Below are 21,144 nucleotides of genomic sequence, written 5' to 3'. Positions count from 1 at the left end.
CTATTTAAGTATTTTTTTTAAAAGCAGCTTAATCTTTTGCAATAAAGGTAACTTTTTAAAGTAATCGTCTCGTAATATACTCTCATAGGCTAATGTTTCCAAATAATATTTGGCATGGTTTTGCTCCTGCCTTTTTAGCTCACTATACACGTTAGGTAAATATTTAAAATCATTTGCTAAATTTGAATACATCCATGCCAATTTAGAATAATCTTGTTTCTTCCCACTCCATACCCCTACATTTTGCCTATAAACAGCCATTTTTTCGTTAAAATATTTAATCTTACCAAATCTAGCTACATTAAGGAACAGCACTAAATCTCCCAGCGGAGAAGAATACGACCATTGAGAAAATTCAACTTTAATATTTCTAAAAAAAGAAGTTAAAGTAGGAACAATATTCTGCCTCGCCAAATCCTCTATACTAGAGGTTTCTTTTATTGTTAAATCATCAAAAAAAGATTTATCCGAAATATTTTCTCCGTCTTGAAGCTTAAAATTATGGCAGCATATTGCATAGTCTTGATGAAATTCCATAAAATCATATTGCTTTTGTAGCTTATTTTCATCAATCCAATAATCATCTCCATCAAAATACGCTACGTATTTCCCTTTTGCTTGTGCTAATGCCCAAATAAAATTCCCCATCATACCTTTATTATGAGTATGTTTGGTATACTTTACTTCAATATGAGAAGGAACTGTAGTTAAAATGTTTTTTATAACATCATCTGTACTGTCTGGAGAATTATCATTAGCTATTATGAACTCTATTGGAAAATTGGTTTTTTGCATGAAAACCCCTTCTATAGCCTTAGAAATATAATTTTCATGACCATAAGTAATCATTACAACACTTACTAAATTATTCATAATCAGAAATTAAATCTAACAAACCTTTTTCCCTTTTTTTAATTTTAGCTGCAGGTACTCCAACATATACAGACCAAGCTTCCGTATTTTTGCTGATTAGAGATATTGCCCCTACCGCTGTTCCTTCTGCTATTTCTACATCAGGCATAATAACACAACCCGTTCCAATTTGAGAATATCGTCTTATTTTAACAAGTCCTCCACTAACACGAGTATGTTCCTTTTTCGTCATTGGACTTATAAGAAAATTTCCGCCAAAATCGTCAGTCGCTGAAAAAACTGTACATCTAGGCGATAAACCAGTAAAGTCCTCCATTTCTATACCAAAAGCTCCATATAATGCACAATATGCTCCTATATGTATATAAGAACCTAATTTTATTTTGCCTGAAAGAATACAATAATCATCAATCCTAACATTACTACCTATCTCAATATCTCTTCCGTATAGGCTTACTTTTCTTGAAACTAACACATTTTCACCAAATGATTTAATCGGCAATTCTTTCAATTCTTCTATGCTGTAAAAAGAAGTCATATCTCCCTCATAATAATTTGACAAACCTTCTCTATTTCACTTTTTGTGATACTATCAAACAACGGTAAACACAACACCCGTCGACTGATACTCTCAGATATAGGCGACGGCACATAATCAACATAATTAAGTGTATTAAGACTTGGATAGAAGTATCTCCTTGGAAAAACATTCTTATTATTCATTTCTTTTTGAACTCTTAACAACTCTTCTTCTGTTCTAAATACCACTGGGAAATAGTGATAGTTCCATTCCGTATTTTCTCTAATCTTCAACACCTCAGCTTCTGTACCTTCAAGCAAACTCAAGTATAACTCTACTGCCCTTTTTCTACCATTCAAAATTTCATCATAATGATTATATACTGCTAATCCCATAGCCGCTTGGAGTTCACTCATTTTTGCGTTAATTCCTACATCGTAAAAACTCGTGGGTGTTTCATGCCCAAAGTTATGCATATAGAATAAACGATGCATAAGTTCTTCGTCATTAGTAATCATACAGCCCCCTTCTCCACAATGAAATATCTTAGTAGCATGAAAGCTACAAGTACTTACATCTCCATAACTAAATAAGCTCTTACCTTGATATGTAACTCCAAAAGCATGTGCAGCATCATAAACAACCTTAAGATTATATTGTTTTGCTATATTTTCTATCGCCTCCACATCACACGGATTACCAAACACATGAGTCGCCAATATAGCCGTTGTATTGGATGTAATAGCACTTTCAATTTTTAATGGGTCAATAGTCAAGTAATCAGGCTCTATGTCTACAAATACTGGTTTACAATTCTCCCAAACAATGGACGAGGTTGTAGCAACATAACTAAATGGCGTGGTAATAATTTCTCCTTTCAGATTAAGTGCTTTAATCGCTATTTGAATCGGTAGTGTGCCATTAGTAGTTAATATGATATTCTTGACATTAAGATATTCCTTAAGTTGTTTTTCTAGTTCTAAAACCAACTCCCCTCTGTTAGTCAACCATGCTTTGTCATATGCCCTCTGAACAAAAGACATATATTCTTCTATTGGAGGCAAATAAGTTTTTGTTACATTTAGCATATTTTTTAATTTAAAAAATTATATAGATTTTACCATTAATTCTTGTTTATTAATCACAATACTGTTTGCAGGGATATCCTTGTATATGGTACACCCAGCTCCAATAATGGTGTTATCTCCAATAGTAACTCCCTTTAATACGACTACATTACTTCCAAGCCAACAGTTTTTACCTATTTTTATAGGTGCTTTAGTAAAAATGTGATGTTCTACCTTTCCTTTTGTATGTTGATGGTTATGGTCATAAAGTTTCACTCCTTCCCCAAATAAAGTATTATCTCCTATTTCTATCTCATCTAAACAATTGATAGAACAATAATTATTCATAAATACATTATCCCCTATTATTAGCTGTGCCTCATTCCCCACCAAAACATTGCAATAATTTCTAATACTAATACCATTTCCTAGCTTAACATCTCTTAGTTGAGGATAAAAAGAAAAATTACAAAAATCCCCAAATTTAAAATTTGACGAATATTTTTTTATTTTTTTTAAATTGGGATATTTAATTAAAAAATAAATAAGTCTTGAAAAGAAGCCCATAAACACAATTTAACACCTACAAATGTATAAAAAATAATTGTACTTTTGCTAAAAACAAATTTATGCAAAATAGAACCTCCACTCCTTTAGTTACGATATCCATTCCTGTTTTTAAATGTGAAGATTTTATAGAAAAGTGTTTACAATCTGTATTAGACCAAACTTATCCAAACTTGGAAGTTACCCTCATAAATGACCAGACACCTGATAACTCTGTAAAAATTGCAGAAGACTTTATTTCTAAACATCAGCTTAATAATTGGAAGATCTATCATTTGGAGGAGAACTCTGGCTTATCCGTTGTCAGAAACAAAGGGATTGATACCGCTCAAGGAAAATATCTTTTTTTCTTAGATAGTGATGATACCATCACGCCCAACTGTATAGAAATCTTGGTTAATATCGCCGAGAACACTAATGCAGAAATGGTAATCTCCCAACTTGAATGTGAACAGCTTGAAACTGGAGAGAAATCTATCTGTATCAAGATAAAAGCCTCAGAAACAGAAATTAAAGGAAATGATAATATCTTAAAAGCATTCTCAGAAAGCAAATTAGTAACCTATGCTGTGAATAAACTTTTTATAACAGAATATCTTAGAAACAACAAATTATACTTTGTAAAGGGGCTATTTGCACAGGACGAGCTATGGACCTTTCATTTAGTCTTAAAAATGAACCACATTGCTATCCATAAAGGCATAACCTATACTTACTATTTGCATAAAAAATCCGTTATTCACAACCGAAACAAAAGAAATTTTGACAACTGGTTTACCATAGGACAACACATTAACGAAGCTTTGAAGGATGAAACAGAAAAGGAAAGAAAAAACCTCATTTTAAAATACCTTACCAACTACAAAACCACCACTTTACTAATGAATTGGAAAGCTCAAAAAAATGAAATTCTTTGGAAAGAGAGTTACTCTAGTTATAAGACATTAGCTTCTTTGAGCCTATTAGACTACTTCTCCTCTAGCTTTACCATTGATACCAAGAAGAAAGATTTTTTTAATAGTCTGCCCACTTGGCTTGGTATGAAAATCTTTAAATACCGCTACGAAAGATAATATTTGGATAAAATATTTTTCAAGTACAGATATTTGTTGTTAAGACTATTTTCTATAAAATAGTTTTCTACTTCACTTGAAATACTAATTGGATAGCCCACCCCCACCTTTATCAAGTTAAGATTTGGTTTAAGTTTGATAACACTTTCTAATATCTCTAGTATTTCAATAATAGTATAATTATCTATATAGGCTAAATTAACAACTCTATTAAACTGTTTTTGTTTGAGTAAATTAAAGACAACAGCCTTAACATCTTCTGCGTCTATCAAATTTCTTGTTGCCTTTGTGTGAACATTTATTACATCTCCTCGTTTAACGGAGTTTACAAGATAATTCATTAACAAATTAGGATTCCCTCCTTTTCCCACCACATTACTTAGTCTCAAAACCAAATACCGAGAACAAGTCTCTGCAACTACCTGCTCCATTTTAAGTTTATGTAAAACATAAGGGCTCTCCGCCTTAGAAGAGTCGTAGATACTACAAGTAGAAAAGTAGAGAAACAATTTATCAGGATTTTTCTTTATATTTTTTCTTAATAAATTTTCCTCTCGTTGGAATTGTGTCTTATCTGTTTCTAAAGAATTTGAGACCCCCGAAGCAAAAAACACCACCTCAGCCACACTTTCCCCCTTAAATAAGGAAGCTATAAGCCCATTACCTACTACCATTGGCATTCTATTTAATATCAGTTAGAAAGAACTTTCTTAAAATATTCTATTGTTTTAGCATTATCCATCCAAGTAAGATAGTCCTTTTTCACTCTTTCAGAAAACCCCACCAATATCTCTCTTTCATCATACAATTTAATTATTTTTTCTGCAAGAGCTTCTGGATTCCTTTCAAAAAAATATCCATTTTCTCCATCCTTAATTCCCATAAGAGGCAATCCAACCTTGGTAGAAATCACAGGCACACCTGCAAGACATGCCTCGGCATAAAGAGATGGACCTGAATCTGCATCGGAAGCTATCACTACCAAATCTATATCTTGATAAAAAGGATACAGTTCCTCATAAGCTCCTGAAAACTTTGTCTTAAGCTCTACTTTTCTCCCTGTATTTTTAACCATTTCCATAGCGGGAAGAATAATAGATTCAAAACCTTTCATAGGTCGCTTAGGGGTTCCCGTCCAACCTATTATTAATCCTTCTTTTTTACCTACAGTTTTATTTTCTATAAAATTATTTTGTCCAAAAATACCGTAAACAAACTGCACTCTATTAGATAACTTTTTATACTCTTTTTCTAAATTTCCACCTCCTACTATAATATAATCATAAGACGATAAATACTTATCATAAAAACTTTTTCTATCCAATAATGAGCGATCTATATTTTCTTTAATATCTACATTTGGACCATCATGAGGAAACTTATCTGTAAATATACCTACTATTTTCCTAGGAGCTGTAAAGGGAATTTCTGCAGTATATTGAAAGTAAAAAGCCATCTCCGTGATAATATCAAAATTGATTCTATCAACTAAAGTTTTATTGAGTTCTGCATCAAATTGATATACTTTATTTTTTGTTCTTTTAGGATAATAATACCTTTTATTATCAGAGACAAAATAGGTTAATTTATCTTTATTTAAAATATAACTAAGAGTATGAATAAAATAAGACTTTAATTGAACCCACCACCGTACCTTACCGTCAAAAGGTTTAATAAAATAATCCTGCTGATAAGTTATGTAACAATCGTACTCACTGAAAAGATAAGGCACCCATACTTTGACCATGTATTCGTATGCCCAATTAGGTTTGTCAACAATAAATAAAATACTTTTTTTCATTTTAAATACTCTTTATAGTATTTCTCTACTGGGGGATGTCCTACGTGTAAAAGAACTTCTTCACCACACCCTTCCTCTCCTACACAAACACAAAATTGTCTTGGCAATACATACGGATAAACCCCTGTATCCCAAGCAGCTTTCCACATAATGTAGGATCCTCTTGCAGGTTCTGCTTTCATTAATTCTGATGCTCTTTTATAAAATATCTGTCCTCTAATATCATCTTTCCAAAGAGTCATAGGGCTTTGGTTATAAGAATACCCCATCCCCCTACTTTTATCTGTAATTTCTCTTGTATCCAAAGACATCTTCATATCTTGTCTCAATAATTGCCTTACATTATGAGGAACACAAAAACCAAATTTTTGAGTTAAAGTTACTAAAGCAATAATATCTTCAGAAGTGATATACATATCTGTATCTATTGAACACTTAAAATCTGCCTCAGACTCTAATAAACCTAAAAACCTGAAATAAACACTTGTCCTATGTCCAAACCTTGTATGGTTTTCCTCATTTTTAACTGGAGATACTACTCTCTTAGTCTGCACCCCTTCTATTTTTAAATCAAAATCTGTATAAACAGTATAAGTAGCTTTAGGAAAATATTTTTTTAAGCTAGAAAGAGTGGGATCTAATCTTGAATGTCCACTTAAATCCGCCCCTCCTGCATTTACTCTGTTTTCTCCAAACTCTGCAAATATAAACTCCATAGAAGTATTATCTATATACGCTTTTTCTTCTACAGAAAAAACTTCCCGATTAAAATTGGGTTCTTTATTTTTATCTTGGGTTAAATAAATAGCTTCTTTGCGTCCTAATAAAACCTGCAAGCTATCCTTAATGCGCTTAATCATGATATATATATAAATACAAATTAATTATAAGTCAACTCTTTTATTTTTTCAAAAATTTGGTGTTCTTCTACACATTCCACAGCTCCCAAATCAATATAATTTAAAAAAATATTTGAGATTTGGGACAAAGTAATACAGTTTTTTTTCTAAAAAAAGTCACTTAACCTACAAAGAGTAAACGACTGTCAATTATTTTTTAATGGTTGCTTATCTCGATTTAGGTTATTTAATTAAAATTCATTCTTATGAACTTCCCAACTTCATAAAAACATTTCATTTTAAGCCTTGTAATTCCACCGTTTTCTTAAACTTATCTGATGTACTCATCAATTCCCCAAAATTTCCTGAAGCTGTAATTTCACCTTGCTCCAAGAGAAAAATTTCATCCACATTCTTAATAGTAGATAATCTATGGGCAATAATAATCATCGTAAACTTACCTTGCAGCATATCTATACTTTCCTTAATATGTTTTTCTGTTTCAGAGTCCAAAGCCGAAGTCGCCTCGTCCAAAATCATCAATTCCACATCCTTATAAAGCTCTCTCGCTATGGAAATCCTCTGTTTTTGCCCTCCCGAAATCAATATCCCATTATGCCCAAGTACAGTATCCTCCTTCTGGTTAAGCCCCTCCATAAAATCTTTCAAGGATACCATTTCCATAATTTTATGGAATTTAGCAAGTGCTTCCTCCGTTTTTTCCGCCCAAAAAGTTACATTATTAAAAATCGTATCGTTAAAAACCACAGGCTCTTGGGTAATATACCCTATCCTTTTTCTGTAAGAATCCAAATCCGAAGCATAAACCGATTTACCCGATACCCAAACTGAGCCTTGATTTGGAGTCATTAACCCGCAAATCACATTAGCTAACGTCGTTTTTCCTGCCCCACTCTCACCCACAAAAGCTACGGAGGTTTTCTTTGGAATAGAGAATGTTACCTCTTTCAAAACCTCTTTGCTATCATACTTCACACTTACATTCTCTACCTTTATTTCGCCTATCTCCTCTATGTTTTCCGAATATTGAAGCTCCTTATATTTAGTAAACTGGAGAAGTAAAGTCTCTATAGACTCTAATCCCGCCGAATTCGTCAAAAAGCCATTCCACGCATTCTGCATCGAAGCCAAATGAGCCAAAGCCCTATAAAACAAAAGTAAACTTACCAAAATAGAACTAAAATCCCCTCCCATTACATTAACCTGAAACAGGATAACTCCCGAAATAACCACAATGATTAATGGCTCCCTAAGGCTTTCAGCAATACTTCCAATACGCCCTATTCTAAATGAAATCTCCTCTACCGTCCAAATATTATCCTGCAATTTTTTTTCAAACGCTTTAAAATAAGTTGTTGCCTTTAGATATTTAAAATGATTGATAACTTGTATTAAATCTCCGTTAAAATCATGTCCCAACAAGGATTGCTTCCTTGCATACCTCTGTGTTATCTTATTGATATACTTATAAAAAATATTCGTTATCACACCTCCTAACCCTACCATAACGGCAAATTTCCAGTTCGCAGAAAAAGCCAATACCACGTAAGTCATCACCATAACTATATGTTGCATTGTATTGAAGTAAAAAGTCATAGCCCCCACTAGTTTTCCCGTTTCTCCAATCATGTTGTTTTGCAACTTACCAGCTTCCATTTTGGTAAACCCAGAATAAGAAAGTGATTTCAGCCCTTCAATCAAACGAATACGTACGGTTCTTATCGTTTTCAATCGAATTTTGATGAAATAAATTGAACGCAGGTAATAAAAAACGCCCTTAAATAAAAACAAGGAAACCATAAAACCCAGTGTGGTCATCAAGTTTAACTCTAATCCTATTTTAGTAATAAGATCAACTAAAAACTGTAAATTACCCAAAGATTCTCCCCCTCCCTCAGTTCCTGTAGCTAAAGCCAATAAAGGAATAAACATAGCCAAACCTAAACCATCTAATAGCCCAACCAAAAAATTGAGTAATATATAGCCATAGATATGCCACCCTATTATTTTTTTAAAATAATTAAAAAAACCAAGACTACTCGTTGTCTTATTTTTCATACTTGTACTCTAATAATCATATAACGCATTCAGAAAAATTATAATACTAAATGCACAATTCAACTAACCTCCACACATAAATAACCTCGCAAAGCTACAAATTTATTTTGAATCCATCTGCTTTTATTCATAGCTACAAAGCTTTATCTTATACAAGATTAAATTTATCATTAATCCTTTTTTATGTCTACACCACATTACTCCAAAGATTTTCTTAACTTTGCTCCTATTTTACAGAGTATATCATGAATAACCATTTTGATAATGATGACGATGTGTTTACAGGCAAAGAGTACACCCCCTTAAGATCTGATGCCTTTGAGAAAACACCCAAAGAAAAAATTGCTATTATAGAGAAACATTTTGCCGAAATCATGCAAACTTTAGGGCTAGATATGACAGATGACTCTCTAAAAGATTCACCTAAGCGAGTAGCCAAAATGTATGTAAATGAGATTTTTGGTGGGTTACTTCCTGAAAACAAACCAGGTATCTCTACTTTTAGCAACAAGTATAAATACAGACAAATGCTCGTGGAAAAAGATATTACAGTTTATTCTTTTTGTGAGCATCATTTTTTGCCTATCATCGGTAAGGCTCATGTGGCTTATATCTCTAACGGGGAAGTGATTGGGTTATCAAAAATCAATAGAATTGTAGATTATTACGCCAAACGTCCACAAGTACAAGAAAGACTCACTATGCAAATAGTAGAGGCTTTAAAAGAGGCTCTCAACACTAATGATGTGGCTTGTATTATTGATGCTAAGCACCTTTGCGTTAATTGCAGAGGCATCAAGGATACGGCTAGCTCTACCATTACAGCCGAGCTTAGTGGTATCTTTAGAACTAATCCTATCACTAGGCAAGAGTTTCTACACTATGTTGGTAGTCACACAAAACTAGATTAACTCCACCCTTTTCAAAACGAAAAAGATATGCTTAAAATATATAACTCTCTCACAGGAGAAAAAGAAATATTCAAACCTATTTTAGACCACAAGGTAGGCATGTACGTGTGTGGGCCTACGGTGTACAGCAATGTTCATTTGGGCAATGTGCGTACTTTTATGTCCTTTGATTTTATTTACCGTACATTGGTGTATTTAGGTTACGAAGTGCGTTATGTAAGAAATATTACTGATGCGGGGCATCTTACCGATGATGGTGATGTAAACAACGACCGTTTCATAAAACAGTCAAGGTTAGAAAAGCTAGAACCTATGGAAATTGTACAAAAATACACCGTAGATTTCCATAAAGTTTTAGAACTTTTTAATCTACTTCCCCCAACCATCGAGCCTACCGCCATAGGGCATATTATGGAGCAAATAGAACTCACACAAAAACTAATAGACAAAGGCTTCGCTTATGAAAGTAATGGTTCAGTTTATTTTGATGTAAAGGCTTACAATGAGAAAGGACTAAACTACGGCGAACTTTCCAAAAGAAACATAGAAGAACTCTTTGCCAACACTAGAGATTTGGACGGACAAGGAGAGAAAAAAAATCCACAAGATTTTGCACTATGGAAGAAAGCCTCTCCAGCTCATATTATGAGATGGAACTCTCCTTGGGGAGAGGGATTTCCTGGTTGGCACCTAGAATGTACTGCTATGAGTACTAAATATTTAGGCGAAAAATTTGATATACACGGAGGCGGAATGGATTTAAAATTCCCTCACCACGAATGTGAGATTGCTCAAGGTAAGGCGTGTAATGGAACATCACCCGTAAACTATTGGATGCACGCCAATATGCTGACGATGAACGGACAGCGAATGAGCAAGTCCACAGGAAACTATATCCTCCCAATGCAACTCATTTCTGGGGAAAATGACTTTTTTGAAAAATCATTTCATCCATCAGTAGTGCGTTTTTGCTTTATGCAAGCCCATTATCGTAGTGTATTGGATATTTCTAACGAAGCAATGATAGCTAGTGAAAAGGGCTTCCAAAGACTTATGGAAGCTATGAGTGTTTTAGAACATTTATCAGCTAATGGTAACAATACTACATTCAATATTGAGGATTGGAAGTCTAAATGCCACACCGCATTATTAGATGATTTTAATGCTCCTATACTTATTGCTCATTTATTTGAAGCTGTTAAATTTATTTTTGCACTAAAAGATGGCAAGGAAAGTATAAGTGAAACAGATTTAGTTCTATTAAAAGAAACTTTAAACCGTCTAATTTTTGATGTTTTAGGACTTCAGAAAATAGAAGAAAATAATAATGAAAAGCTAGACCAAGCCCTTCAAATCCTAATCAACCTTAGAAACGAAGCTAGAAAAGCTAAAAATTGGGAATTAAGCGACCAGATTAGAGACCAACTGCTAGAAAAAGGCATTGAACTAAAAGATGGTAAAGAAGGGACGACTTATAGTTTGAGCTAACTCAATAATAAAAAAGGGACACTTTATAAAATGTCCCTTTTTCTTTTAATTTCATTTATCTACAAATGGTTCTAGGCTCCGCTTGTGCTTTAGGATAAATACAGAGTTCCGCTATAGAAACACGCTCTGGAGCGTTGATACAATACGCTACTGCATCTGCAATATCTTCGGCTTTCAGGGCTTCGTAACCTTCATAAACGGCTTTAGCTCTTGCTTCATCTCCTTTAAATCTCACTTTAGAGAAATCGGTTTCTACCGCTCCAGGCTGAATATTGGTTACTTTAATACCAAAACCAGTAAGCTCTATCCTCATACCTTCCGAAATCACATCTACAGCCCTTTTAGAAGCACAATAGACCACCCCGTTAGCATAAGTTTGGCGAGCCGCAACGGAAGAAATGTTGATAATATGCCCTCTCTTTACCTCTTTCATTCTAGAGATAATCGGCTTTGAGACATAAAGTAAACCTTTCACATTAGCGTCCATCATCATATCCCAATCAGAAATATTACCGTCTGACAGAGGCTCTAATCCGTGAGCATTCCCTGCATTATTGATGAGTATATCTATATCCTTGAAACTTTCAGGCAAAGATGTTATGGAGTGTTCTACCTCATCAGCGTTTCTAACATCAAAAACCAAAGCATACACCTCTGTTTTTGAAGATAATTTCTCTCTAAACTCTTCTAAAACTTCTGCTCTTCGTCCACAAATGATGAGTCTGTATCCCTGTTGAGCCAAAAGCTCTGCCGTAGCCTTCCCTATGCCCGACGTAGCTCCTGTTATAAATGCCGTTCTTCCCATAATAAAATTATTATTTAAGCCTTTTTCTTTTAAGTCTAAGCATCTTATATTTAAGATATCTGTTTAAGTCTTTATTCTTTACCGTTCTAGTGTTAAATATCAAAATTGGAAAAACAACTCCAAACGCTAGTACCAAAACGGTAAACCCTGCATTAAGTCCATTATTGATAATCTCTATCAGATTTTCCACTGTAATTGAGTTTTCCTTCCTAGACGACACAATACGTATAATCCCTACCATAAAATTATAACCTAATGTTCCTGGTATCATATTGATAACCGCAGGTATCGTAAATACAATAGGTGGTGTGTGTACTCGGTGGGCAAAATACAAACCTGATAGCCCGACGGCAGATGCTCCCAAAAGCGTTGCCATTACCACTTGCCCATTTAACACATAAACTAATATTATTGTTTTTATACCGAAACCTAAAGCGGCTAATAGTGCTACCGCCCATAATGCCCGCCTTGGAGTATTGAAAAGTACCGCAAAGCCTAACGATACAAATACCGCCCAAAATATCTTTTCTAAAACATCATACGCCATAAAACAATCTGAATATAAATACTGATAAATAATAGCCTACCGCTATCATAAAAACAATCATCGTTCCCAAGGCAGCTTTAGCCCACCCCGAAACAATATGTCCTTCCAATAAATCTAAAAAACCATTGATTAAAGGCACTCCCGGTATCAACCAAAGTACACACGCTGTGAGTGCCGCATGACCTTCTGGCAGACCTAGAATCAATGCCATTTTCACAACCGATACCGACACAAACGCAGCCACTAAACTCTGCATAAACAGATTATATTCTTTTTTAACTAAAAATAATCTTACCCAAAAACCAATGACACTCGCTATAAATACTACTAAAAACTCTAAATAAGTCCCTGAAAACAACTGACTAAGCGCCGCTGTCGCCATACCAATCCACAGCATTTTAATCCATACAGAGTAATGAGGCTTATTCCTTATTTCATCTAATCTTTTTTCTACTTCGTCATAAGGAAGTTTGTGTGCTGCTATATCCCAACTAAGAACGCTAATATCTGAAATAAGATTAAAATTGATACCATATCTACCAATGGTTTTAACTAAAGTTTCTGTATTATTTCCATCTTTATCGTACAAGGATAGAAATATCCCCGAAAAAGAGAAAAACACTTCCACATCGTAGCCATAGGCTTCCGCAATACGCACTACATTTCGTTTTGTCCTCGTAGAGTTAGCACCATTAGAAATGAGAAGTGTAGCTACCTCTGTTAAAAGCTTTGCTAGTGTAGTTATAGACCGCTTGTTATGTTCCAAACTATGCTCCATATTGTAAAAAAAACAGATTGATATAGCTACCAATCTGTCTTAGAATTATTTCTTGTCCGCTACTTCTTTAGTATCCGGAAATCTATTTTGTGTAAACTCTCGAGATATAGCAGCTTTCTCAAATTTAAGTTTACCTGCCATTGTTTCTAGTATCACACCATCTTCTGTTATTTGTGAAACTCTACCGTGTATCCCAGATGTGGTAACCACCATTCTCCCTGGTTTTAGAGATTCTTGGAAGTTTTTCTCTTGCTTCTGTTTTTTCATCTGTGGACGAATCATAAAAAAGTAAAAGAAAACTATCATACCTCCTATCATAATGAAAGTTGGCATTATAGATGGTTGTGCTTGTGCTTGAAGTAAAATAAGTAAATTCATTGTTTTTTATTTAGTTTTATTTTTAGTGATAGACGACTACTGTACATCTGCTGTGAAACTTAATACAATAGGTGTTTTTTCTGTGTTAGCATAAACTTCCACAAATTTTTGCTGCATTCCTTGGAAACTACCTGAATCAAATTTAAGAGTTACCTTAGCTACTTTACCCGGTAATATAGGCTCTTTAGTATAATCAGGAACAGTACAACCACAAGTAGGCTTAACATTAGAAATTATTAGTGGATTTTTACCTGTATTTGTAATTTCATAAGTATGCTCTACAATAGAACCCGATTTAACCACACCAAAATCAAAACTTGGAGCCGATAAAGCCACCGAAGTTAATGGTGAAGATTGTGCCTGCTTTACCATATCAGATTGCTCTGTGTGCAGTTGCTCCTCAACAGAAATTTGTTCTGCAACTTCCGTTTCTGGATTAAGCACTTCCGGCTTTTCATTTTTATTACAAGCCGTTAGAGATAATACACTAAATCCCAAAAGGGCAGTTATTTTTGTAATTTTTCTCATTGTATATTTATTTTAAAAACGATTGATGTCTTCTGCATATTTACCTAAAAGTCCGTTGATAAACACTTGACTTTTATCTGTAGAAAATGCCTTAGAAATTTCTATATATTCGTTGATAATCACTTTAGAAGGCGTTAATGGGAAATGGTCTAATTCTGTGATAGCCGCTATCAAAATCACTCTATCCATAAGAGAAACTCGGTCTAGCTCCCAATTTTTAAGGCGTTCTTTTAGCTTCACTTCCGTATCTTCCCAATGGTTTAAGCTGTATTGTAATAGCTTTTGTGCAAAACTTCTGTCTTCCTCATCTTTAATAATCTTGATAAGTGTATGGCTCGGCTCACCTTCTCTTATAAAACCAATGGTCTTTTGTATCATTGTATTAGAAATATGTAGGTCATCTGCCCAGCTAATTTCTTTCTCTTCCATCAGCTCGTGGAACGCCTCATTCTCTGCCACATACCTCAAAAATAATTTCCCAAGGAATTTTTGGTCGTCTTCAAAAGACACTTCGTCATTCTGCATAAAGTCTTGGTAACGCTTCCCCGCCTTCATTCTTTGGAAAGTCTTTACCAATAAATCATCATCTAAGTCCCACTTTAGGTTTTGATGTTTTGAGGTAAATGAAAGTCGCTCCTGATTATTCTCTATATTTTCTAGAACTTGGTTTCTAATGAACTTCTGATTAGGATTAAGGTCTTCCTCGGTCTTTAAAAACTTACCTTTGCTTATTTCCATTTGGTGCTCTGCCAAATGTTTTAGACCAACCAAAAAATTAAGCTGATAAACATACAAATGATAAATCTTCTCTATTTCTGAGAACATTTTTCTTTGCAATGCATCTTGGCTAAGTGGATTTTGCTGGTAAGCATAAAGGGTTTGTACTACTTTTTCTCGTATTTGTCTTCTTCCTAACATTTCAAAGGTCTTTTTCGGTGGCAAAGATACGGATAAATGCCCAACCAACGAAAACTTGAAATCAAAAAAAGCACCACCTTAGTCAGATGATGCTTCTTTATTTTTAATTCTAAAAAGGATTATTTGTTATAGTTTTCTTCTACTTTATCCCAGTTAATCACTTCAAAGAAAGCTGTTACATAGTCTGGTCTTCTGTTTTGGTAATTAAGGTAATAAGCGTGCTCCCACACATCTAATCCCAAGATAGGCGTACCACCGCAGCCTACATTTGGCATCAATGGATTATCTTGATTAGCCGTAGAACATACTTCTAAAGACCCATCTGGCATTTTGCAAAGCCACGCCCAACCAGAACCAAATCTTGTTTTTGCCGCTTCCGAAAAATCCGTTTTGAATTTATCAAAACCACCCATTTTCTCAATCTCTTCTTTCACTTTTCCTACGGGCTCTTTGCTTCCTCCTGGAGTTAAAACTTCCCAAAAAAGAGTGTGGTTAAAGTGCCCACCACCATTGTTTCTTACGGCTGGCTTATCGCTTCCCTGTTGGCAAACTTCCTCTATAGACTTGCCTTCTAACTCCGTTCCCGCAATTGCTTTATTAAGGTTATCTATATAGGCTTGGTGGTGTTTGGTGTGGTGTATTTCCATCGTTTTTGCATCAATGTGCGGTTCTAGAGCATCGTAAGCGTATCCTAGTTTTGGTAATTCAAATGACATAATTTTATTTTTTTAATTAAACTTCATCAATGTTTGCCCCAAATTTAAGTAATTATTCCGCTATATTGAAAATGATTGTTCAAAATTTTACTAAACTTTAACATCACCTCACCATCAATACTGCCATCAGCATACACGCCAATTTTATCATTCTATCGTCGTCTATTATTATTTTGTATAGGTTCTCGCTACCCAATTAAAGGATTAAACCTCCCTAAAAAAACTTATCATACACTACACCCAGAACCCAAACAAAGAACTCCATTCTATCACTCCTAGAAAACAAAACGCCCCTTCTTCCCACCCATTTTTGCATTAGAATTTCACAAGGCGATGCTAAGGGAACTCATCGTTATATCCCATAAATACAGAGTATTTAGCCAAAAAAATAAAGATTTGCATAATCGAAAGACAATTTATAGATTTATCATCGAAATATAAAAATCATTACCTATTTATCTCATTAGAGGCTAAAATAGTATGTGATTTTTAGTAAAAATAGTATCAATCCAATAAAAACAAGTAAAAATGGCACAAGAGAACACCATTTCTGTAAACTTCAGTACAGAAGAAATCAAAAAAGTGAAAGACGCTATCAGCACCATTGCCGGTGTTTTAGAAGGTAAAGTAAAGAGCCTTACGCCTACGGAAAGGCAAGGTTTCGGGCGGGTAAAGTACGAAAAGGAGGTCTGGATAGACCGTGTGAAGCTCCAAATGGACGCCAACCCTACCAAAGTACCTACTTATGTGGACAAAACGGAGTTCGACCAAGACTACGCCGCCCACAAACAACTCAACGAACTCATCAACCTCCTAGACCAACAACTACAACTGATGAAGGATACCAATCTCCTATTGGGCTATGATTTGGACGGTGCTGCCCTGATGTTTTACCGTGCGATAAAGGTGGCGGCTACCAATAACGACCCTGGAGCAGGCTCCATCTACACCGACCTTAAGCAACAATACCCTGGAGGAAGGGCAAAAGCCCCCGTTGCTAAGCCCTCCGAACCGACTAACTAACCCTTCTGATTCTCCTTGCTTACGGGTAAGGGGTTTTTATTTTAGGGGTGCAGGAGGTGTTATTTAAAGCCCCGACACCCCTTTGGAAGGGCTAAACGACCCCTTCCGAAGGGGTAAAAAAGGGGTTGATAAGGGGGTAACAGGTCGTAAACTACGGGATAAAAGTCCGTTCCGAAGGGACTAGCCTAATAAAATCAATAACAAAAAAAAGATAAAATATGAAACAAAAATTAACTATTTTGGGTCTGTCTGGTCTGTTGTTATTAACAGGTTGTAGGGCAGACGATATGGTAACCAATGCCAAACGGCAAGATAATTAGGCAAAGAAGTTTAGTGTTTTTACGAAGAAAACCGATAATGAAGTGATAGATTATGCTAAAGGATTTGAAATTCTTGCACAAATCCACGATAGTCTATATCATACTAATATCTCTGGCAGAAAGCATATGGAGAAACTCTTGGAGCTATCTAAAGTTAAAGATATTGATATGAGTGCCATAGAAGCAAAACCTTATGTAGATTTTGGTATTCACTCTCAAACTATTACAGAGAAGAATGGTGATAAGTGGGTAGTATTTCCAAGAATACAAGACGGTATGGTAAAAGATTTAGTCTGTGGTGTGCTTTCTGATGAAGAAACGCAAGTTCATTACTATGTTCTAAAAAGGGATACAGAATTTTATAAAAATAGTATTGGCTTATTCCAAAATGCTTATATAGAAAAATATGCACCAGCGAAAAAAGCATTAAATAGTTCACAAAAGTTTTTGGAACTGGGTATATGTACGAAGAAAGGAAATTTTTTTGATAATTGTAATATACCTATCGTAATATTACCACCACCGCCACCTAAAGGAGGTGATAAAGGAGGTGTTAGTGGTGTTATAGATGGCGGCGGTGGCGGCGGAACTCCTTGGGTTGTTGATCGTGGTTGTATGAAGTATTATAAATGTAATGATCATGACAATGGCGGCGGTGGTTACTCTCATCCTATCCCTCCTAGAAACCCTTGCAAGAAAATGAAAGGTAAATTTGAAGACCCTATTTTTAAAAAGAATTTTGAAAGACTCCAAAAAAAAGAAACACTTGATCTAGACCATGAGCTGGGTTTTGCCGAATCTTACGAAAATAGCACTCCTACATTGCTTACAAATAGGACTGGCACCACCAGCGTTCGCCTCCCAGAAGATGGAAGAAGTTACTACGGCTTTATGCATACCCATAACAATAAGGAAGGGGTGGTTAAAATATTTTCTCCTGCCGATGTGGCTACTTTTTTAAGCTCTTGTGTAAGAAATGCTGAAGAAAAGGGAAATGCTTCAGATGCCTACGCCATTGTGGTAACTTCTGAAGGGAGCTATACCCTAAAATATACGGGGGACGGCAACTACAGTCTGGGATCTAATCAGTTGAGTCAATGGGATACATGGTATAATGACAAATATTTTAGTTTATATTACAACGGTAATGAATCCTTTTCTCAACCTGATGTAGAAAAACTATTTACACAATTTTTAAAAGAAGTGGTGAGAATAGAGGGTTTAGAAGTATATAAAAGCACTCCCACATCATCAGAAAAAATGGAGTATAACGGAGAAAACCAACCCGTAAAAACAACTCCGTGTAATTAAATCTGTAACTAAAAAAATACTATTATGAAACAATTTATTTTAATCATTACCCTGTTAACGACTGGGTTTTGTAAATCACAAACTTATACACTAAGAACCTATGGAATAAATTTCCCTAAAGACAGCTATGTAAAGGACACCCAAAATGAATTACCTGCCTATGAAGGAACTTGGAAAGGAACTTGGGACGGAAAAACAATTCTCATAACATTTAAAAAGATAAAATATTATAAATGGTTTTTAAATGATAAGGCTTACTACGCTGATATATTGGTAGGAAAATTTAAAGTAATAGACCAAAATAATAAAGTTCTATTTGATAACACCAATATATCCGATACCGAAGCAAAAATTAAAGGAGGAAATTTCAGAAGAAACAAAAATGGATATTACTTAACATATATAGATAGAGATATTTGTGGTCTGAATGGGCATATGACCATTTATTTTACAGACCATACAAAAAGTAGGTTACAATGGAACTTCTATGAGGGTAGTAATCTTATTACACCAGATTGTCCTTATTATAATGCCGCGGTATTTCCTCAACCGCTACCAAAAGACCTTGTTTTAGTAAAACAATAAAAAACACATAAAGCCCAGCTTTATAAAGTTGGGCTTTTAGCAAAAACTATTATGAAACAATTTATTTTAATCATTACCCTGTTAACGACTGGGTTTTGTAAATCACAAACTTATACACTAAGAACCTATGGAATAAATTTCCCTAAAGACAGCTATGTAAAGGACACCAAAAATGAATTACCTGCCTATGAAGGAACTTGGAAAGGAACTTGGGACGGAAAAACAATTCTCATAACATTTAGGAAAGTAAAAAAATACTTAACACATAAAGTATCCAATGAATACTTCAGAGATATGTTAATAGGAAAATTTAAGGTAATGGATCAAAATAACAGAATTTTATTTGACAACTCTTATTTGTCTGATCAAGATACCAAGATAGAAGGTTGGGGATTCAGAAAAAAAGATGATAAATATTCCTTAAACTACCATGATAAAGACATCTGTGGTCTTTGGGGCTTTATCACGATTTATTTTACAGACCATACAAAAAGTAGGTTACAATGGAACTTCTATGAGGGCAGTAATCTTATTACACCAGATTGCCCTTATTATAATGCAGCGGTATTTCCTCAACCGCTACCAAAAGATCTTGTTTTAGTAAAACAATAAAAAACACATAAAGCCCAGCTTTATAAAGTTGGGCTTTATCGTTTTAGTAAATATCGTCATCAATGATACGAACTCAACACGGCATTAAAGGTCAAAAACCCTCTTAATATCCTCTACCCTATCCAATTTCTCCCAAGTAAAGAACTCTAAATCTTTTACCACAAGTTCATTTTCTTTCCCTTCATTAAATACCTTATCCGCAATATAAGACTCCCTACCCATATGCCCATAAGCCGCCGTTTCTCTGTAGATAGGGTTTCTTAATTTTAAATTAGTTTCTATGGCGTAAGGTCTCAAATCAAAAATACCTTTTAATTTTTCCGCTATTTCCCCATCGCTATAAGGCACCTTAGAGGTTCCGTAGGTATTGATGTAAAGCCCACAAGGCTCTGCCACACCAATAGCGTAAGATACTTGAACCAGCACCTCATCTGCCACCCCAGCAGCCACTAAATTTTTAGCAATATGTCTGGTAGCATACGCTGCACTTCGGTCTACTTTAGAAGGGTCTTTACCCGAAAAAGCACCGCCTCCGTGAGCGCCTTTCCCTCCATACGTATCCACAATAATCTTGCGTCCGGTAAGACCCGTATCCCCATGAGGTCCACCAATAACAAACTTCCCTGTAGGGTTGATGTGATATTTAATATCATTATTAAACAACTTCTGTATCTCTTGTTTTTGCTTAGCGACCACTCTAGGAATGAGGATTTCCGTTAAGTCTTTTCTAATCTGGGCTAACATTGCATCATCATCAGAAAACTCATCGTGCTGAGTGGATATTACAATGCTATCAATTCGGATAGGCTTATGGTCATCAGAATACTCTATGGTTACCTGACTTTTAGCATCGGGACGAAGGTATTTTATTTCCGTTCCTTCCCTTCTGATTGCAGACAGTTCCCTCAAAATAGCGTGTGCCAAATCTAAAGCCAAGGGCATATAATTATCGGTTTCGTTGGTTGCATAACCGAACATCATTCCCTGGTCGCCTGCCCCTTGGGCTTGGGCTTTTGCTTCAAAGTTATCTTCGGCTACCACTCTATCCACCCCTTGGTTAATCTCTGGCGATTGCTCGTGGATGGCAGACAAAACCCCACAAGAATCTCCATTAAACATATACTCGCCTTTGGTATAGCCTATCTCATTGATGACCTCTCTAGCAATGGTTTGCACGTCTAAGTAAGCCGAAGATTTAACCTCTCCCGCCAAAATAACCTGTCCTGTGGTTACTAAAGTTTCACAAGCCACCTTTGCCTTCTCATCGTAGGCAAGAAAATGGTCTATTAAAGCATCAGAAATTTGGTCTGCAATTTTATCAGGATGTCCTTCTGAAACGGATTCAGATGTGAATAAATACGGCATATTTTTTTATTATTTAATTAAATTTAATACTAAAAATAAG

At 35.1% G+C, this 21,144-nt stretch carries 23 protein-coding genes; 7 read left to right on the top strand and 16 right to left on the bottom strand.

Features of this window, described 5'->3' with window-relative positions; genetic code table 11:
- The 4 genes from D1003_RS03340 to D1003_RS03325 are packed head-to-tail and all read right to left on the bottom strand — an operon-like array spanning window position 1 to window position 3,027.
- Window positions 1-873 (bottom strand): glycosyltransferase, encoded by an 873-nt coding sequence (locus D1003_RS03340; RefSeq protein ID WP_153935723.1) that lies wholly within the window; start codon window positions 871-873, stop codon window positions 1-3.
- Complete coding sequence (locus D1003_RS03335) at window positions 866-1,435, bottom strand: acyltransferase (RefSeq protein ID WP_221410913.1); 570 nt, start codon at window positions 1,433-1,435, stop codon at window positions 866-868. Before D1003_RS03335 ends, D1003_RS03340 begins: the two co-directional genes overlap by 8 nt.
- Window positions 1,408-2,481, bottom strand: coding sequence for a DegT/DnrJ/EryC1/StrS aminotransferase family protein (locus D1003_RS03330; RefSeq protein ID WP_153935722.1), 1,074 nt, complete (start codon window positions 2,479-2,481; stop codon window positions 1,408-1,410). Before D1003_RS03330 ends, D1003_RS03335 begins: the two co-directional genes overlap by 28 nt.
- 18 nt (window positions 2,482-2,499) lie before the next feature.
- On the bottom strand, window positions 2,500-3,027 hold the full coding sequence (locus tag D1003_RS03325) for a DapH/DapD/GlmU-related protein (protein ID WP_153935721.1): 528 nt from the start codon (window positions 3,025-3,027) through the stop codon (window positions 2,500-2,502).
- Window positions 3,028-3,089: 62 nt separating this feature from the next.
- Between D1003_RS03325 and D1003_RS03320 the strand changes: the two genes are divergently transcribed.
- Window positions 3,090-4,100 (top strand): glycosyltransferase, encoded by a 1,011-nt coding sequence (locus tag D1003_RS03320; RefSeq protein ID WP_153935720.1) that lies wholly within the window; start codon window positions 3,090-3,092, stop codon window positions 4,098-4,100.
- Here D1003_RS03320 and D1003_RS03315 read toward each other — a convergent pair.
- The 4 genes from D1003_RS03315 to D1003_RS03300 all read right to left on the bottom strand — a co-directional run bounded on the left by D1003_RS03315 (window position 4,088) and on the right by D1003_RS03300 (window position 8,819).
- Complete coding sequence (locus tag D1003_RS03315; protein WP_153935719.1) at window positions 4,088-4,774, bottom strand: NAD(P)-dependent oxidoreductase; 687 nt, start codon at window positions 4,772-4,774, stop codon at window positions 4,088-4,090. The two genes, D1003_RS03320 and D1003_RS03315, sit on opposite strands and share 13 nt — an antisense overlap.
- A 17-nt stretch (window positions 4,775-4,791) precedes the next feature.
- The gene (locus D1003_RS03310) at window positions 4,792-5,901 is read right to left on the bottom strand and encodes a glycosyltransferase (RefSeq protein WP_153935718.1); all 1,110 of its coding nucleotides are present in this window, start codon (window positions 5,899-5,901) and stop codon (window positions 4,792-4,794) included.
- Window positions 5,898-6,761, bottom strand: a complete 864-nt coding sequence (locus D1003_RS03305) for a hypothetical protein (protein WP_153935717.1) — start codon at window positions 6,759-6,761, stop codon at window positions 5,898-5,900. The genes D1003_RS03310 and D1003_RS03305 overlap by 4 nt, the downstream gene beginning before the upstream one ends.
- Before the next feature lie 273 nt (window positions 6,762-7,034).
- Window positions 7,035-8,819 carry an ABC transporter ATP-binding protein gene (locus D1003_RS03300; protein WP_153935716.1) on the bottom strand — a complete coding sequence of 595 codons (1,785 nt, stop codon included), beginning with the start codon at window positions 8,817-8,819 and terminating at the stop codon, window positions 7,035-7,037.
- Between the two features lie 245 nt (window positions 8,820-9,064).
- On the opposite strand from D1003_RS03300, the gene folE reads away from it, so the two are divergent.
- Both folE and cysS read left to right on the top strand, forming a co-directional pair.
- Window positions 9,065-9,730 carry a GTP cyclohydrolase I FolE gene (gene folE / locus D1003_RS03295; protein ID WP_153935715.1) on the top strand — a complete coding sequence of 222 codons (666 nt, stop codon included), beginning with the start codon at window positions 9,065-9,067 and terminating at the stop codon, window positions 9,728-9,730.
- Between the two features lie 27 nt (window positions 9,731-9,757).
- Window positions 9,758-11,218, top strand: coding sequence for a cysteine--tRNA ligase (cysS, locus tag D1003_RS03290; protein WP_153935714.1), 1,461 nt, complete (start codon window positions 9,758-9,760; stop codon window positions 11,216-11,218).
- 55 nt (window positions 11,219-11,273) lie between these two features.
- On the opposite strand, the gene D1003_RS03285 is transcribed toward cysS, so the two are convergent.
- The 7 genes from D1003_RS03285 to D1003_RS03255 all read right to left on the bottom strand — a co-directional run bounded on the left by D1003_RS03285 (window position 11,274) and on the right by D1003_RS03255 (window position 15,888).
- Window positions 11,274-12,023: an SDR family NAD(P)-dependent oxidoreductase gene (locus tag D1003_RS03285; protein ID WP_153935713.1), complete on the bottom strand. Its 750-nt coding sequence runs from the start codon at window positions 12,021-12,023 to the stop codon at window positions 11,274-11,276.
- A 10-nt stretch (window positions 12,024-12,033) separates the two neighbouring features.
- Entirely contained in the window at window positions 12,034-12,570 is a 537-nt protein-coding gene (locus tag D1003_RS03280) for a threonine/serine exporter family protein (RefSeq protein ID WP_052911605.1), read from the bottom strand.
- Entirely contained in the window at window positions 12,560-13,348 is a 789-nt protein-coding gene (locus tag D1003_RS03275; RefSeq protein ID WP_153935712.1) for a threonine/serine exporter ThrE family protein, read from the bottom strand. The genes D1003_RS03280 and D1003_RS03275 overlap by 11 nt, the downstream gene beginning before the upstream one ends.
- A 45-nt stretch (window positions 13,349-13,393) precedes the next feature.
- The gene (gene yajC, locus D1003_RS03270; protein ID WP_153935711.1) at window positions 13,394-13,726 is read right to left on the bottom strand and encodes a preprotein translocase subunit YajC; all 333 of its coding nucleotides are present in this window, start codon (window positions 13,724-13,726) and stop codon (window positions 13,394-13,396) included.
- Between the two features lie 36 nt (window positions 13,727-13,762).
- A complete protein-coding gene (locus D1003_RS03265; RefSeq protein ID WP_153935710.1) occupies window positions 13,763-14,254 on the bottom strand; it encodes a DUF1573 domain-containing protein in 492 nt (163 codons plus the stop codon).
- Between the two features lie 12 nt (window positions 14,255-14,266).
- Window positions 14,267-15,172 carry a transcription antitermination factor NusB gene (gene nusB / locus D1003_RS03260; protein WP_014937498.1) on the bottom strand — a complete coding sequence of 302 codons (906 nt, stop codon included), beginning with the start codon at window positions 15,170-15,172 and terminating at the stop codon, window positions 14,267-14,269.
- A 119-nt stretch (window positions 15,173-15,291) separates the two neighbouring features.
- Complete coding sequence (locus D1003_RS03255; protein ID WP_153935709.1) at window positions 15,292-15,888, bottom strand: superoxide dismutase; 597 nt, start codon at window positions 15,886-15,888, stop codon at window positions 15,292-15,294.
- Window positions 15,889-16,416: 528 nt separating this feature from the next.
- On the opposite strand from D1003_RS03255, the gene D1003_RS03250 reads away from it, so the two are divergent.
- The 4 genes from D1003_RS03250 (at window position 16,417) to D1003_RS03235 (ending at window position 19,739) form a co-directional block, all read left to right on the top strand.
- The gene (locus D1003_RS03250; protein ID WP_260393305.1) at window positions 16,417-16,911 is read left to right on the top strand and encodes a hypothetical protein; all 495 of its coding nucleotides are present in this window, start codon (window positions 16,417-16,419) and stop codon (window positions 16,909-16,911) included.
- A 362-nt stretch (window positions 16,912-17,273) separates the two neighbouring features.
- On the top strand, window positions 17,274-18,542 hold the full coding sequence (locus tag D1003_RS03245) for a hypothetical protein (protein ID WP_153935708.1): 1,269 nt from the start codon (window positions 17,274-17,276) through the stop codon (window positions 18,540-18,542).
- Between the two features lie 24 nt (window positions 18,543-18,566).
- The gene (locus tag D1003_RS03240; protein ID WP_153935707.1) at window positions 18,567-19,127 is read left to right on the top strand and encodes a DUF6705 family protein; all 561 of its coding nucleotides are present in this window, start codon (window positions 18,567-18,569) and stop codon (window positions 19,125-19,127) included.
- Between the two features lie 51 nt (window positions 19,128-19,178).
- Entirely contained in the window at window positions 19,179-19,739 is a 561-nt protein-coding gene (locus D1003_RS03235) for a DUF6705 family protein (protein WP_153935706.1), read from the top strand.
- An 84-nt stretch (window positions 19,740-19,823) separates the two neighbouring features.
- Here D1003_RS03235 and metK read toward each other — a convergent pair whose 3' ends face one another.
- Window positions 19,824-21,104: a methionine adenosyltransferase gene (metK, locus tag D1003_RS03230; RefSeq protein ID WP_153935705.1), complete on the bottom strand. Its 1,281-nt coding sequence runs from the start codon at window positions 21,102-21,104 to the stop codon at window positions 19,824-19,826.
- Window positions 21,105-21,144 lie beyond the last annotated feature (40 nt).

Origin of the sequence: Riemerella anatipestifer (genome assembly GCF_009663465.1) — a bacterium.
GTDB lineage: Bacteria > Bacteroidota > Bacteroidia > Flavobacteriales > Weeksellaceae > Riemerella > Riemerella anatipestifer_C.
This window is presented reverse-complemented; position numbering and strand designations above follow the sequence as displayed.